Source organism: Methanoculleus horonobensis, from assembly GCF_001602375.1.
In the GTDB taxonomy this organism is placed as follows: domain Archaea; phylum Halobacteriota; class Methanomicrobia; order Methanomicrobiales; family Methanoculleaceae; genus Methanoculleus; species Methanoculleus horonobensis.
In genome coordinates this window covers 117,467-130,799 of record NZ_BCNY01000015.1, presented here as the reverse complement: position 1 = coordinate 130,799, position 13,333 = coordinate 117,467, and the positions used below count along the sequence as shown (strand labels likewise).

Here is a 13,333-nt window from a genome sequence, read left to right as displayed (position 1 = left end):
TCGCCGCACACCAGATGTCGGTTACGATATATAGCACCTGGTACGGCATCTCACTGCCCTGCCGGTCACGCGGGTATCTCTTCTTCCTCGCCGACGACGTCGAATGTGACGATCCTGTAGTTGTAGTACCGCCCGTCCGGGTCGGTGAAGTAGAGGAAGACCATCAGCCCGTGTTCGTCTGAGATCCAGAGTTCGGCGTCTTCGTCGATGGTGTGATACTCAAAGCCGAACCCGACAAGCGCCTCCTCGATGGCGGTGCCTGTATCCATGTCGCTGACCATCTCGAACGTCGCGGCCAGGGGGTACTGCCGTTCCTCGAGTGCGGATATCTGGAGCCGTGCCTGCTTCTCTGTAAGGAAGAGATTGTCCAGGGTTGCCATGATATCCTGCACGACGGTATCCGTTTCGTCCGGCTCCATACCAGTACCTTGGATCTGCCGGTTATATGGATGTTGGGCGCCTGCGCCGGAGGGCGCAAAGCCCCCGGCGGAGCAGGGGATCGATCATTTCACCTTTATCGGCTCGCGTGGAAATTATTTTTCGCGGCGGTGGCCGAATACGTTGTTATCATCTTCATGGCGCAACCATAGCGAAACCCTAAAACATCCTGGTACAGATAGAAGTCTAATGGCAGAAGGCAGGCTCAAGATCGTCGTTTTTGGTTCCTTCAATGCAGGCAAGTCCAGTTTCATCCAGGCGCTCGACCCCCGCAGCCGTCACATCGAGGCGTCCTCGGAAGAGGGCCCCACGACCGTTGCGTTCGATTTCGGCAGATTGACGATGAGAGATAAGTCCATCTTCCTCTTCGGCACGCCGGGGCAGGAGCGGTTCGAGTTTGTCCGGCAGATCCTCTCGCGGGGGATGGACGGCGCGATCATCGTCGTGGACGCCACGACGGGAGTGGATGCGATGACGCTGTATTTCTACAACCAGTTAAAGACTCTCGATGTGCCGCTCGCGTTCATGGCGAACAAGTGCGACTGCCCCGGTGCAGTGCCCGAGGCCGTCAGCCGGGATCTCCCCGGGGAGATGGTGCACCCGATATCCGCGCGGAACGGCGAGAACGTCCATGCGGCACTTGACGCCTTTGTCGCAACCCTAACCGCCCGGTAGCGATCATTTTTACTGCCCCAAGGTCGTTCTTCTTTACGGACAATGACCCGGAAAGAGACCCATATCAAGGAGGTTGCCCGGCTGCTCACGGGTCTTCTCGCGAGCGGCGACGCCGGGGATCTGCTTGCGTACCTTGTCGCGGAGAGCTGTCTTCCCGGACCGCGGGCAAACCTGGAACTTGCGGCGGCGTTTGCCGGAACCGTGCAGGAGTTTGCCGTTGCCGATCCCGACGACCTGCACCTGCTGTGGAACCTCTGCGTCGAGCTTGCCTCTGTTGCGCCGGAAGATGCCCCAACGGGCGACCCGCACGAGTTCCTCGGGTTCTGCGGCGTTCGCGGCATCGGGGCGATCGGGTCGGTCTCGCCGGGATGCGTCGAGGCGGCGCTCAAACATCTCGCGGAGGCCTCGGTCGACCCGCGGTGGCGAATCAGGGAAGCAGTGGCGATGGGGCTTCAGGATCTCCTCTCCCGGCAGCGCGATACGACGGTTTCGGAGCTGGAGGGCTGGGTGGAGGGGGGTTCCTGGCTTGCGATGCGGGCCGCGGTCGCGGGGATTGCCGAACCGGATCTCCTGGCCGAACCTGGTCTCGCGGAGGCGGCGCTCCGGTTCCACAGGAAGATCCTGATCCGCATCTACACCGCAAAAGAGCGGCAGTCCGAGGCTTTCCGTGCGCTCCGGAAGGCGCTCGGCTACACGCTCAGCGTGGTCATCGCCGCCCTTCCCACGCTTGGCTTTGAGTACCTGCGGCAACTTGCGACCCTCGACGATCGGGATATCCGGTGGATCGTGCGCGAGAACCTCAAGAAGAACCGGCTCGAGAAGCGGTATCCCGAGACGGTGCAGCACATCCGGGCGCAGCTGGCGTAACGGCCCTTTAGTCGGCGAAGGCTGATATACCCTTTTTTGGCGCATCGCACACGAGATGCATGTTCCTGACGCTTTCCGCCCCTCATTCTACGACTGCCGATGCCGTCTCGTCGAAGGGGTTTGTCCGCATCGCGAGCGAGAAGAGGTACGGGTAGTTCTTCTGCAGGTAGCGCATGTAGTCCAGCCATTCGCGGATCAGGAGGGCGTAGATCCGTTCGAGATCGCCCGCAAGATGCGCCGTGTCGGTCTCCGGCAGGCTGGAGACGTCCGGGCGGCGCTGCAGTTCTTCGTTGAGGTGGAAGACCGCCCGCAGGAGTTCGGTAAACGCCTCCTGCTCGAGGAGCACGGGGTTCTCCAGCATCCGCAGGAGAAGATCCTCACGCGATCCGAGGAACCGCTTGACGGCGGCGAGGTCGATCCGCTCCATCCCGACACGGCACGGGTGCCGCTTCAGCCGTGACTCCACCTCCCGAAACGTCTCGTCCGTCCAGGTCTCGTCGACCAGGAGCATCGGCCGGACCCGATCAAGGTCGGGATCGTTGTCGGAGATGTAGGTCAGGAGCTGCGTCCCGAACGCCGAGAAGAACGTTCCGATGACCATATTCAGTTTCTCCATCCTCTGCCGCCGGTCGCGGGACGCCAGCACCTGGTGAAAGACGACCGCCACCAGGAGGATCTCGAGCGGGAGGAACGCGACATCGCCGAGCGTGTAGATGCTGATGTGAAAGAAGTCCCGAAAGATCAGGAAGTGCAGGGCGTAGAGCACGAGCGAGAGGAGGATAAGGCCCGCCCCCAGGGCGATCAGCCACCGTCGTTCTTCCATTCCCGGAGCGTATGCTCACCCATCTCTCATGAAACCCGCGGCCGTGCGGCGGGACGGCCCACTGCCTGCTAGACTCCATAGCGCGTCCACGCCTCCTCGACGTGCAGCGCCTGCATCCCGAGCCTCCGGGGAGCATCGACGTCGTTCTCGGGGTTGTCCCCGATGAAGAGGACTTCGAGGGCGGAGAGCCGCATCCGCCCGAGCGCCGCCGCGTATATCCGGGTATCCGGCTTCTGGAAGCCGAGATCGGAAGAGAAGATGACGAAGCCGAGACGATCGTAGATCCCGAGCATCCGCATCTCCCGCTCCGAGAAGACCCGCTGCCCGTTCGAGACGACCCCTATCTTCTTTGCGCTGAAGAGGTCGAGGAGCCGTTTGCTCTTCTTGATGACGCCGAGGCGCCGGAGCGACGCGGCCCGGAACGCCCGGGCGGACTCGATACCGAGCCGCTTCGCGTCGATCTCCCAGACGGCATGTTCGGCGCAGATGCCGGCAAAGATCTCCTCGACCCGCACCTCCGGGTAGGGCTCACCGGTCTGTTCGAGCGCCTCACCGACCCGGCAGGTGTAGAGGTCCCGCAGGTCTTCCGGGGCGATCCTGACCCCCTGGTAGATCAGCCACCGCGAGAGGCACCGGTAGGTCTCGATATCGCGCTCGTCGGTCAGGACGTCGATGAGCGTCCCGTAGCAGTCGAAAAGAACCCCCGCTACCGGTGGATCGCGCCGAGACACGCCTCCGCCTCCGCTAAAAGCCGGTCGCGTTCCGCCGCCCGCCAGGGCAGCCGCGCTATCCTGAGGTAGCCGAGCGCCATGAAGAAGGGGAGGACGGCGGTATGGTGCCGGAATTCATCCTCATTGCCGCTATACTGCCAGAGCAGGTGGCCGATGTAGTCTTCGGCAGTCGTAGTGCTCGCGCCCGATGCCCTGATCTCCGCGGCGAGGATGCCGAGGTCGCGGACCGGGTGGGCGTGACGGGCGCCCTCGAAGTCGATTGCACAGATCTCACCGTCGAAGAGGTAGTTGCCGGGCGTGGCGTCGCCGTGAACCATGCATCCCCCCCGGTCGAGCCGCGTGCCGTGCCACCACGCCCCGAGAAGGCGGTTGAACCGCTCCCTCAGGGGTCCGGGAAGGCCGTTCTGGTCGAGCACTGCGTGGAAGTAGGCGAAGTCGCGTTCCCGCTTGAAGGAAGTCCGGGTGGCGTCGTGGAGCCGGCGGAGCAGGTGCGCGACGCCGGTCAGGGGGTCGTAGAGGGATGCCCCCGCATCGAGGAGTTCCCGCACGGTCGGGCCGTTGATGTACTCGGTCACGAGGACGGACTGAAAGTTGCTGTTCGTGGCGACGGCATGGGGGACGCGGATCCAGCCGGAGACCCGGCGGAGCCTCAAAAACTCGTTCTCCATCGCCACGTCCGCGTCGTAGCGGGTTCTCGCGCCGGTCGGCGCGCCGAAGAATTTGCCGACCACACGGAGTCCTGTCCCGAACTCGTAGCGGCAGACGATGTGCGATGCGGGCTCTATCCGGCAGACCCGGATCCCCCCGTGCCACCCGTTCAATCGGTCGGCGAGGACGCCCGTGAGCCAGTCCCCGAACGCATCGCCGCTCTCCAGGTATCCTCTGGTGATCAACTGTTGTACCACCGAACGACCCGGGGCTCTGCAGAGCAATGAAGATACCCCCGGCATCCGACCCACACCTTTTTACCGTCCGGATGTCTTAACCGGCATCGGCGTGGGTGACGAGCCATGATACCGTTTCGCGAGTTCCTTCCGGGGATACGTCCTGCAGTCAACCGCCGGATCGCGGAGACGGCGGGCAGCGAGGCCGATATCGATCCCGGCGTCCTCCCTCTCCTCCTGAAAGGAAAACGGATGCGGGCCGGGCTCCTCCTCTACATCCACGCCGGTCTCGCCCCTGCGGCGCCGCCCACCCGGCAGGCGCTCGACCTTGCCTGCGCCGTCGAGCTCGCCCACGCTGCAAGTCTCATCCTCGACGACATGCTGGACGGGGATACCGCCCGGCGGGGAGCCCCGTCCCTCCACCTCACCAGGGGGCAGGGACGGGCGGTTCTCGACGCCGTCGGCATCCTCGCCCTCCCCTACTCGCTCGCTGCCCCGTACGGTGCCGGATACGTAACGATGCTCGCGTCGGCCCAGCGGAAGATGGCCCGGGGCGTGACCTGGGAGATGCTCGGGGGGCCGGATCTCCCGCCGGCCGAACTCTACGATACGATCGTCGCCAGAAAGACCGGGTGTCTCTTCTCGCTCGCGGCCGCCTGGGGGGCGATGGCGACGGGGGAGGAGGGTGCGGTCGTCACCGCGTTCGGCGAGTTCGGTCTCGCCGCCGGGAAGGCGATGCAGGTCGCCGACGACATCGCGGATCTCAGCGCAGCCGGTGCTGGGGTCCGGGGCTCCCGGCCGGGGTCGGAGGCGCTCCTTCTCCGGTGCGTTCCGGAGAACAACGGAACCCGGCAGGCGCTGGGACGGATACTCGAGCGGGAGGTGAGCGGTGCGGCCGCCCGGATAGCCGCCGCCGGCCGGTGCCGGGTGCCGCCGGAAGCGTGGGAACCGTTCGGGCAGGCGGTCCGGGAGATCGTGGGGCTCACGATGGGGGAGGAAGTGCCGGTCGGATGACGGCCTGCGCAACGATAAATACCCTCCCGCCCAACACTCTTTTGAGAGATCATGCCGGTAATAACCATTCGTATGGCCAAAGGACGGTCGCTTGAGCAGAAACGGATACTCGCAGACGAGATCACCGCCGCGGTCACGAAGACGTTCGGGGTCGACCCACAGGTGGTCACCATCTTCTTTGAGGAGCTCGACACGGAGAACATCGCCCGGGCGGGAAAACTCCTCTCGGAGTCGTAGCTGCCGAACACTTTTTTGCCGGAACGTGCTCCCATGAATGGAGAGAACCATGGCACGCGAACTTGACGAGAAGGACTTTGCCATCCTCCGAAAACTGGCCCCCGAGTACAGCGGCGTCCTCTGCCCGGAGTCGGGCCACGAGTTCCACTCGATCCTCCCGCCGGTCTCAAACCACATCGCAGCGGACGAGGAGGATTTTGCAGAACGGGTCGCCCGGCTCTCGGACGAGGACTGGGGATACCTCGCCGACCAGATCCTCGCCGGCCGGGAAGATCTCGGGTGCATGCCCGAAGAGGATATCGAGACCATCCTCGTCCGCATCCAGGGCGCGGTATCAGAGGAGGCGGCCGAGCGCGTCCGAAGGCTCTACCACCTCTCCGGATGCGGGTTACTCTAGATATTGGCCGCATCCGGAAACGGTATATTCCCCGGCGACAACCAGACCTTCATGGAATTAAAAGAGCAACTTTCCGGCGTTCCGGGGATGCTCCGGCCGTTCAAGGCGTACCTCAAGGAGGCAGGGCTCAACGAGGGCGACCAGGTCGTCTACTACGGCTGTCCCGGAACCTGCACCCCCTTCATCGAACTCCTGGGGTTCGCCGTCCGGGATCTCCCCATCGAGCAGGTCTACGTGCCGTACGTGGACGAGGCGGCGGCGAAGGCGGTTCGCCCCGTCGAGGGTGTCGGGATGCAGATATCCGGCGACGCGGCCAGCCTCGACCCGAAGGTGATCGTCCTGATGGGCGGTCTCTCGATGCCGGGCGTCCCGGTCGAGAAAGAAGCGGTGCAGGCGGTCGTCGCGGCCCATCCCGGGGCGAAGGTCGTGGGCATCTGTTTCATGCGGATGTTTCAGAAGATGGGCTGGCTCGAAGTCTTCGACTTCGACCTGATCATCGACGCTGCGATCGATCCGGTCAAGATCTGGCAGTGACCAACGGGCAGGCCGCCGGCGGCTTCCGTCTCCAGCCCGACCGGAGGAGGGTGAACCGGAACGCCGCGCCGCATTCCGGACGCCCCGGAACCCGGTCATCGACCCATACCCGGCCGCCGTAGCGTTCGATCAGGGTGCGGGTGATGTAGAGCCCGAGCCCTTTCCCGCTCCTGCTGCTCTTCCCCCGCGCAAAACGGGTGAAGAGGATTGGTTTGACTGCATCGGGCACCCCGGGCCCGGTATCCTCGACCGAGACCTCGACCTGATCGCCGCTCTCCTCGACCCTGACGGTGATCTCGATCTCCGGGTCCCCGAACTTGATACTGTTGCCGATGAGGTTTGCAAAGACCTCGGAGAGAAGGTCGTCGGCCATGACCCCGACCGTTTCTCCCCGATACGCGATCCGGGCGCCGGGATGGTGGGCGATCTCGGCCCTGACGATCGCGTCGAGGTCGACGGGCTTCGTCGCCGTCTCATGGGAGTGCAGCCTTCTTATCGTCGTGACGTTCTGGATGATCTCGATGCTCCGGTCGACGCCGGCCCTGAGTTTCCGAACCATCTCCCGCTCCCCCGCGCCGAGCGTCGTCTCGAGCAGGTCGGCATACCCGAGAGCGACGGCGTTCGCGTTGTTGATATCGTGCGTCATGATGTCGAGGTAGAGGTTCGCCTCGTCGTGAGCCTCCCGCAGCTCCTTTTCGGCCCGGATACGGTCGGTGATGTCGGCCCCCGACCCGATTACCCCGAGCGGTCGGCCGTCGTCGCCGGTGAACACGGTGTCCTGCCACGCGAGGATCAGTTCGTCGCCGCTCCGCGTGACGACAGGGTTCTCCCGCTGCCCCGGGAGGGCGGCTTTCCGGGCAATCGCCTCGTCGAAAGCCTGCCGTCGCGCCTCCCGGAGCCCTCCGGGGACGACTGTGTCGAACCAGTCCTTCCCGAGCAGTTCCTCTTCCCGGTAACCGAGCAGCTCGCACCCGTGGCGATTGACGAGCCGGATGGTGTGGTCGGTGCCGATGACGGCGAAGAGGACGCCCGCCACGTCCAGGTAACGCTGCATGAGATCCCTCTGCCTCTTCACCTCCTGTTCCCGCCCTTTGAGCTGCTCGGAGAGGGATGCGACGACGAAGGCGATGACGATGAACATCAGTGCGCGTCCGTAGTCGTTCAGGGTCAGGAGATCGGGCCGGTAAAGGAGGCTGCTGACGACGACGAGCCCGCCGAGAAAGATAGCGACCAGTATGCTCCGCTTCTCCCACCAGAGCGCGGTCAGGATGATCGGGATGTAGAAGAAGTGCGAAAAGACGGTTCCGAGCATCAGGACCGCGTGGAAGTAGTAGGTCAGGAAGACCGATATTACGAGGAGTGCCATGACGATGGCCGCTCGCTGGTGTTCGGTAAGGGTAGTCACGGGGTGCCCACCTCGGCAGGTCAATATATGGTGGCAATAATATAATATTGTTGGCATGAAAATCCCCCGTGATTCCTTTCTGTTGGAGGATATCGGGGTCAGACGGGTGGTCTCGGGCGATATCGGGCACAGGAGATCCAGGGGATCTGACGGCAGCCTCTCCTGGAGCGATGCAGAGGAGTGTCTCCCCGATATGGGAGCATTCTGCCGGATGCGGCCGGTTTTCTGCAAACTGCCTATGTTTAATAGGTCGTAGAGCGAAACTATTCCAACTGCCCGCTTCACTGATGCACCTGCCTGCAGGGCAGCGTTGCGTGATGCGGCATCGTGTAGCGCACCGTGCACCACGAGAAGAACCCACCTGCTGGTGAATCCGTGTCAACAGACCTTGCCAAAGCACTCAAAGCCACAGGCTATGCAGATGCCGAGATTCCGGCCCTGACGGAGTCGTTTCCTTCCGCCGTCACCGAGTACCTGCGGGATTTCCGGCTGCAGGAGGTTCGCGACGTCATCGAGACGCTCCTCTACATCTACATCGCCCAGAACAGCGCGTCGTCCCGGGGAGAAGGGGCGGGCGTGGTCGAACAGAGCTGTTATGCCTACACGTCCGGGCCGCTCTTTGCGCTCAGGCAGGTCGGCCTCATCGAGTCCGCCTCCTGGCACGGCACGACGGTGTTAACGGCGACCCCTACCGGCGAAGCGATAGCCCGGCCGCTGATGGAGGCACGGCTCCGGGCGCTGGACATCGAGAGCCTCGCCCGTGAGATCCACGAGGTCGTCCCGGCCCTTCTCGCAGGGACGGTGAAGGGGTCGTTCGTCAACAAGACCTTCCCGTCCACGCTCCCCCGCACCGAGGAGATGTTCATCAGTTTCCTCCTCAACAACTGTCCGGGCCTCTTTACCGAGTGCGAACGGTTCGCCTCCCGGCTCAGGGGCGCCGGGTGCGCGGTTCTCGCCTACGCATACGATCTCGACGGCGCAAAGGCCGACGGCGTCGTCTACACCTTCCCGCCGGAGTTCGCGTACATCCTCAAGGGGGTGCTCGAGCGGATCGATCCGGCGATCAGGGAGCACTACGACATGCTCCTCGAGTCGTTCTACTCGACGTTCACCGTCCTGCGCTACCTTGCCTGCGGGGAGGACTACGACCGTATCCGCGCGTCGCCTGCTCACCGCCGCGAACTCGCGAAGGTGCTCGCGGAACTCGACGACGCGATCTACGTCCTCGAAGGGGTGCGTGAGGATGACGGGGTCGACCTTGCCCGGTTCATCGTCAAGGACCGGAACCTCTACGATATGCGCCTGCGCGATCTCGGGCGGGCGCTGATGGTCGAGGTTGCCGAGAAGATCGTCATCGACCGCTCCGCTCCGGAGGAGGAGCCTTCCTCCCCCATCCTCGAGGAGCCGTCTCCCGTTATGGAGGAGATCCCGGTCCTGACGCCCGCACCCGCGGCTGAGGAGGACGAGTGGGAGGAACCCGTCTTCCCCGATGAGGCGGAAGAAGAGGACGATGAGGCGGAAGAAGAGGACGAGGAGGTGGAGGAGCCGCTCCCGATCGTGCCGCCGCCCGCACGCCGGCGTGCCGCCCCGTCCCGCGGAACCCCCTCAAATGCCGTCGTTGCGGAACGCCGTTCCGCCGAACCTGCACCCGTCCCGGCGGGGATTCCCCGCGCCGGGGGGTTCGACATCTTCCTCGGGCATGCGCAGGACGGGCCGCGGGTCAACTGGTCGCCCGGGCAGCTCAACAACGGCCACATGATCATCCTCGGCGGTTCGGGCGCCGGCAAGACCGAGACGATCCGGTGTATCGCCTCGGAACTCGCGGCGCAGGCGATGCCGGTCGTCCTGATCGACTTCCACGGGGACATGGCCGCGAGCAATGGCGATATCCGATCCTATAAGATCCGCGAGGGCGGTGAGTACTACTTCAACCCGCTGGAACTCGACCCCGATATCGACGAGATCACCCCGCTCCGGGCGACCTCGGACTTCGTCGACGCCATCTCGATCAATTTTCCCACGCTCGGTATCCAGCAGCGCCGGAAGATCAAGAACATCATCAAGGACTGCTACCGGATGTCCGGGATCACGGGGAAGACCGAGACCTGGACGCGGGTGCTCGACTTCGACGACATCGAGGGGGAGATCATGAACTGCGAGGACGAGGCGATCCCGGCCTACCTCGAGGACATCTTCGATTACAAACTCTTCTCCGGCGAGGAGAAGATCTCGATCCCCACGATCCTCTCCGGCGGGATCACCCATATCAACTTAAACGCCCTCCCGGAGAACCTGCGCTATCTCTTTGCGGACCTCTTCCTCCGGCGCATCTACTACACCCTCCAGGCGACGGGCGAGATCCCGCGCGGAACGGAGGACGAGCGGGCGAAGTTCCGGCTCTTTGTCATCGTCGACGAGGCGAAACTCCTGGTGAGCCAGAAGAGCGGTTCGAAGTCCTCGATCAAGGCGGTCTTGAACAAGTACGCGACCGAGATGCGGAAGTTCGGGGTCTCGCTGATCCTCGCGTCGCAACTGATCGCCCACTTCAACGAGGAGATCCTCGCAAACATCGCCGTGAAGTTCTGCATGCGTTCCGAGAACAAGAAGCAGGCCCAGGAGAACGCCAAGTTCTTCGAGGTGAGCGAGAAGGATCTCCTCAACTTCCAGCCGGGGGAGGGGATCCTGATCATCGGCTCGGAGAAGATGAACATCCGGATCGTCCCGGCGTCGGAGCGGAACCGATAGACCCGGGCATTTCGCCTGCCTGACTGCCGGCGGGCTCTCTCAACGACGTAGCGAAGCATCGTGATCGGGAAAACCCTTATCCCGGGCCGTGCCGGAGTTCTGGTATGGCCGATCCCGACACGCTTGAGGAGTATCACGACAGAAGGGACTTTTCCCGGACGCCGGAGCCGCGAGGTGAGCAGGACGCGGTAGGTGCCCGTCCGCGTTTCGTCATCCAGAAGCACGATGCGACCACGCTCCACTACGACTTCCGCCTGGAGGCCGACGGGGTGCTGAAGTCCTGGGCGGTTCCGAAAGGGCCGTCAATGAGCCCGAAGGAGAAGCGCCTCGCCGTGCCGACGGAGGATCATCCGCTCGACTATGCCGGCTTCGAGGGCGTCATCCCGGAGGGGAGTTACGGGGCCGGGACGGTTCTCGTCTGGGACCGGGGAACCTACCAGAACCTGACAGAGAAGGTGGGGAAGAGGATCGAGGTCGCCGAGGCCATCCGGCGGGGCCACGTATCCTTCCGGCTGGAGGGGGAGAAACTCCGGGGCGGCTACGCCCTCACCCGTTTCAGAACCGGGAAAGGCGAGGCCTGGCTGCTTGTGAAGATGGATGATGCCGAGGCCGACCCCGGGAGAAACCCGGTCGTGACGGAACCCCGTTCGGTCGTCTCCGGGCGATCGCTCAATGAGATCGCGGAGGGGAGGATCGAATGACGGGCGAACCGCCGCGGAGGAGAAGACCCCCCGATCTGGTGGAGATGGGCGAGTTCATCTGTCCGTTCTGCGGCAGGCAATACCCCGCGCTCGAAGCCCTTCACGCCCACGTCCGGCGCACCCACCGGTGCCCACCGGAGGTCCGGTGAAGGAACCCGGCTGCGGCGGGTCATGCCCGAAGACCCCGGTTGGGTGGGTGACGGGAGGCCGGGGGTGCGCGTTGCCCGGCAGAGATACACTGATTTCAGGGGCCGGCAGAGGGGTTCCGTAGTCGCGGCCCGGCTGCTTTTTGGTCGGGATCGAGACCGGTGCGGGGGCGAATATTTCCTATCTCCGCCTTATTGGTTTCTCCCATCCGAAATGGTGTCCGGAAACCGTGTCGAAAAAAGACCTGTCTTTTAAGACCTCTTCTGCCCGAAAACCCCCGGAGCAAAGTCCGTGGAAAAAATTTGGTGTCCGGGGTTATTCATACGTAGTGTGATTTATCTATAGCATTATGACTACTAAAACGCAAATAGGCAACGCAAAGTCACCGATTCAAAAATCTGGCAAAAATGTGCCTTAGAATTGTGGATACCTCGGGATTGCTCACGCCTAACCGAGAAATAACGGTTATTTCCCATTAGTAGCATGGATAAGTTTAAAATCAGAACTATCAAAAACTACAGTGATCAATCGATCAGAGTTTGTCTCGAAGGTGAGATCATGGTAAGTAAGGCAATGACAAACAACGTTGTAGCAAGCAACGTTATGGCAGAGACGTTAAGCGACGCAGAGATCGTTGCACAGTTCAAGCAGCGCGGGTGCTGGGGACTGTATACGAGCGTGGATCTGAAGGGGTGTGACCCGGCATCGATACGAGACGGTGAGAAGATTCACCGGTTCATCATCGAACTATGCGACCTCATCGAGATGAAGAGGTTCGGCGAACCACAGATCATCCACTTCGGCCCTTGCGAGAGGGTTGCAGGGTTTTCCATGACCCAGCTCATCGAGACATCGCTCGTCTCCGGTCACTTCGCGAACGAGACCAACGCGGCCTACCTCGACATCTTCAGCTGCAAAGAGTACGAGCCCGCGAAAGCAGCGGAGTTCTGCAGGGACTTTTTTGGAGCAGAATCGGTAACATACCAGGTACTGTTCAGGGACTAAATACGAACACGCTACCCGGAAAGATAACTTCAGCGTAACGTATGACGGCAGAGAGCACCTGCCATCTCTCGCCGATTAAACAGGAACCCCCCCCGTGGGGAGATCCCCTCCCGATTTTTTTCAACGATGACGGCCCCTACCTCCGGGTAAGGGCGTCTCTGGCCGGATAGCGGCGATCGCCTCTATTGGAAACCCTGTTCTGGTCGTGGAGATCGGAATTGAGGGACGAGCGGCTATCGGGGGATTGAGCACTCGAGAGTCTGTTCCGACACGGTGGATTGTGGGGATACCCGGTGCTCACGTTCGCTGACGCTCACGCTTCTCCACCTCCGGTGCTCACGTTCGCTGACGCTCACGCTTCTCCACCTCCGGTGCTCACGTTCGCTGACGCTCACGCTTCTCCACCTCCGGTGCTCACGTTCGCTGACGCTCACGCTTCTCCACCTCCGGTGCTCACGTTCGCTGACGCTCACGCTTCTCCACCTCCGGTGCTCACGTTCGCTGACGCTCACGCTTCTCCACCTCCGGTGCTCACGTTCGCTGACGCTCACGCTTCTCCACCTCCGGTGCTCACGTTCGCTGACGCTCACGCTTCTCCACCTCCGGTGCTCACGTTCGCTGACGCTCACGCTTCTCCACCTCCGGTGCTCACGTTCGCTGACGCTCACGCTTGAATACCCGGAAACGACTCTCCGGTGATGCTTGGAACAAAGTCGAACCGACCAAAAAA

General features: G+C 62.8%; 16 protein-coding genes. 11 read left to right on the top strand and 5 right to left on the bottom strand.

The genetic code is table 11. From position 1 onward, the window contains the following. Positions 1–65 precede the first annotated feature (65 nt). A complete protein-coding gene (locus MCUHO_RS08290) occupies positions 66–419 on the bottom strand; it encodes a hypothetical protein (protein ID WP_067076688.1) in 354 nt (117 codons plus the stop codon). A gap of 208 nt (positions 420–627) precedes the next feature. Between MCUHO_RS08290 and MCUHO_RS08285 the strand changes: the two genes are divergently transcribed. Then, positions 628–1,113: a GTP-binding protein gene (locus MCUHO_RS08285; protein WP_067076683.1), complete on the top strand. Its 486-nt coding sequence runs from the start codon at positions 628–630 to the stop codon at positions 1,111–1,113. 42 nt (positions 1,114–1,155) lie between these two features. Continuing rightward, positions 1,156–1,980, top strand: a complete 825-nt coding sequence (locus MCUHO_RS08280; protein ID WP_067076679.1) for a hypothetical protein — start codon at positions 1,156–1,158, stop codon at positions 1,978–1,980. 82 nt (positions 1,981–2,062) lie between these two features. Here the strand turns inward: MCUHO_RS08280 and MCUHO_RS08275 are convergent, their stop codons facing one another. The 3 genes from MCUHO_RS08275 to MCUHO_RS08265 form a co-directional block, all read right to left on the bottom strand. Continuing rightward, a complete protein-coding gene (locus MCUHO_RS08275) occupies positions 2,063–2,803 on the bottom strand; it encodes a hypothetical protein (protein ID WP_067076674.1) in 741 nt (246 codons plus the stop codon). 68 nt (positions 2,804–2,871) lie between these two features. After that, complete coding sequence (locus MCUHO_RS08270; protein WP_067076670.1) at positions 2,872–3,534, bottom strand: HAD family hydrolase; 663 nt, start codon at positions 3,532–3,534, stop codon at positions 2,872–2,874. After that, a complete protein-coding gene (locus tag MCUHO_RS08265; RefSeq protein WP_235808211.1) occupies positions 3,510–4,427 on the bottom strand; it encodes a phosphotransferase family protein in 918 nt (305 codons plus the stop codon). Before MCUHO_RS08265 ends, MCUHO_RS08270 begins: the two co-directional genes overlap by 25 nt. Before the next feature lie 117 nt (positions 4,428–4,544). On the opposite strand from MCUHO_RS08265, the gene MCUHO_RS08260 reads away from it, so the two are divergent. From MCUHO_RS08260 to MCUHO_RS08245, 4 genes are read left to right on the top strand one after another with little or no spacing between them, the layout of a single operon-like run. Next, on the top strand, positions 4,545–5,432 hold the full coding sequence (locus tag MCUHO_RS08260) for a polyprenyl synthetase family protein (RefSeq protein WP_067076661.1): 888 nt from the start codon (positions 4,545–4,547) through the stop codon (positions 5,430–5,432). A 51-nt stretch (positions 5,433–5,483) separates the two neighbouring features. After that, positions 5,484–5,669 (top strand): tautomerase family protein, encoded by a 186-nt coding sequence (locus tag MCUHO_RS08255; protein ID WP_067076657.1) that lies wholly within the window; start codon positions 5,484–5,486, stop codon positions 5,667–5,669. 49 nt (positions 5,670–5,718) lie between these two features. Continuing rightward, the gene (locus MCUHO_RS08250; protein WP_067078765.1) at positions 5,719–6,066 is read left to right on the top strand and encodes a hypothetical protein; all 348 of its coding nucleotides are present in this window, start codon (positions 5,719–5,721) and stop codon (positions 6,064–6,066) included. A 51-nt stretch (positions 6,067–6,117) separates the two neighbouring features. After that, positions 6,118–6,600, top strand: a complete 483-nt coding sequence (locus MCUHO_RS08245; protein WP_067078762.1) for a DUF2124 domain-containing protein — start codon at positions 6,118–6,120, stop codon at positions 6,598–6,600. Here MCUHO_RS08245 and MCUHO_RS08240 read toward each other — a convergent pair. Beyond that, on the bottom strand, positions 6,584–8,005 hold the full coding sequence (locus MCUHO_RS08240) for a sensor histidine kinase (RefSeq protein ID WP_235808209.1): 1,422 nt from the start codon (positions 8,003–8,005) through the stop codon (positions 6,584–6,586). The genes MCUHO_RS08245 and MCUHO_RS08240 overlap by 17 nt on opposite strands. 375 nt (positions 8,006–8,380) lie before the next feature. Here MCUHO_RS08240 and MCUHO_RS08235 point away from each other — a divergent pair, with 375 nt between their 5' ends. The 5 genes from MCUHO_RS08235 to MCUHO_RS08220 all read left to right on the top strand — a co-directional run bounded on the left by MCUHO_RS08235 (position 8,381) and on the right by MCUHO_RS08220 (position 13,302). Then, positions 8,381–10,750 carry an ATP-binding protein gene (locus tag MCUHO_RS08235; protein WP_067076651.1) on the top strand — a complete coding sequence of 790 codons (2,370 nt, stop codon included), beginning with the start codon at positions 8,381–8,383 and terminating at the stop codon, positions 10,748–10,750. Between the two features lie 104 nt (positions 10,751–10,854). Next, positions 10,855–11,451: a DNA polymerase ligase N-terminal domain-containing protein gene (locus MCUHO_RS08230; protein ID WP_067076647.1), complete on the top strand. Its 597-nt coding sequence runs from the start codon at positions 10,855–10,857 to the stop codon at positions 11,449–11,451. Continuing rightward, on the top strand, positions 11,448–11,600 hold the full coding sequence (locus tag MCUHO_RS12770; RefSeq protein WP_161485890.1) for a hypothetical protein: 153 nt from the start codon (positions 11,448–11,450) through the stop codon (positions 11,598–11,600). Before MCUHO_RS08230 ends, MCUHO_RS12770 begins: the two co-directional genes overlap by 4 nt. Before the next feature lie 556 nt (positions 11,601–12,156). Continuing rightward, entirely contained in the window at positions 12,157–12,603 is a 447-nt protein-coding gene (speD, locus tag MCUHO_RS08225) for an S-adenosylmethionine decarboxylase (RefSeq protein WP_067078759.1), read from the top strand. Between the two features lie 273 nt (positions 12,604–12,876). Next, positions 12,877–13,302 carry a hypothetical protein gene (locus MCUHO_RS08220; protein ID WP_067076644.1) on the top strand — a complete coding sequence of 142 codons (426 nt, stop codon included), beginning with the start codon at positions 12,877–12,879 and terminating at the stop codon, positions 13,300–13,302. The last annotated feature ends 31 nt before the right edge of the window (positions 13,303–13,333 follow it).

Coding starts and splice junctions, on each gene's coding strand:
- MCUHO_RS08280 (WP_067076679.1), top strand. CDS start 1,156: ATGACCCGGAAAGAGACCCATATCAAGGAGGTTGCCCGGCTGCTCACG.
- MCUHO_RS08250 (WP_067078765.1), top strand. CDS start 5,719: ATGGCACGCGAACTTGACGAGAAGGACTTTGCCATCCTCCGAAAACTG.
- MCUHO_RS08285 (WP_067076683.1), top strand. CDS start 628: ATGGCAGAAGGCAGGCTCAAGATCGTCGTTTTTGGTTCCTTCAATGCA.
- MCUHO_RS08290 (WP_067076688.1), bottom strand. CDS start 419: ATGGAGCCGGACGAAACGGATACCGTCGTGCAGGATATCATGGCAACC.
- MCUHO_RS08245 (WP_067078762.1), top strand. CDS start 6,118: ATGGAATTAAAAGAGCAACTTTCCGGCGTTCCGGGGATGCTCCGGCCG.
- MCUHO_RS08230 (WP_067076647.1), top strand. CDS start 10,855: ATGGCCGATCCCGACACGCTTGAGGAGTATCACGACAGAAGGGACTTT.
- MCUHO_RS08260 (WP_067076661.1), top strand. CDS start 4,545: ATGATACCGTTTCGCGAGTTCCTTCCGGGGATACGTCCTGCAGTCAAC.
- MCUHO_RS08255 (WP_067076657.1), top strand. CDS start 5,484: ATGCCGGTAATAACCATTCGTATGGCCAAAGGACGGTCGCTTGAGCAG.
- MCUHO_RS12770 (WP_161485890.1), top strand. CDS start 11,448: ATGACGGGCGAACCGCCGCGGAGGAGAAGACCCCCCGATCTGGTGGAG.
- MCUHO_RS08275 (WP_067076674.1), bottom strand. CDS start 2,803: ATGGAAGAACGACGGTGGCTGATCGCCCTGGGGGCGGGCCTTATCCTC.
- speD (WP_067078759.1), top strand. CDS start 12,157: ATGGTAAGTAAGGCAATGACAAACAACGTTGTAGCAAGCAACGTTATG.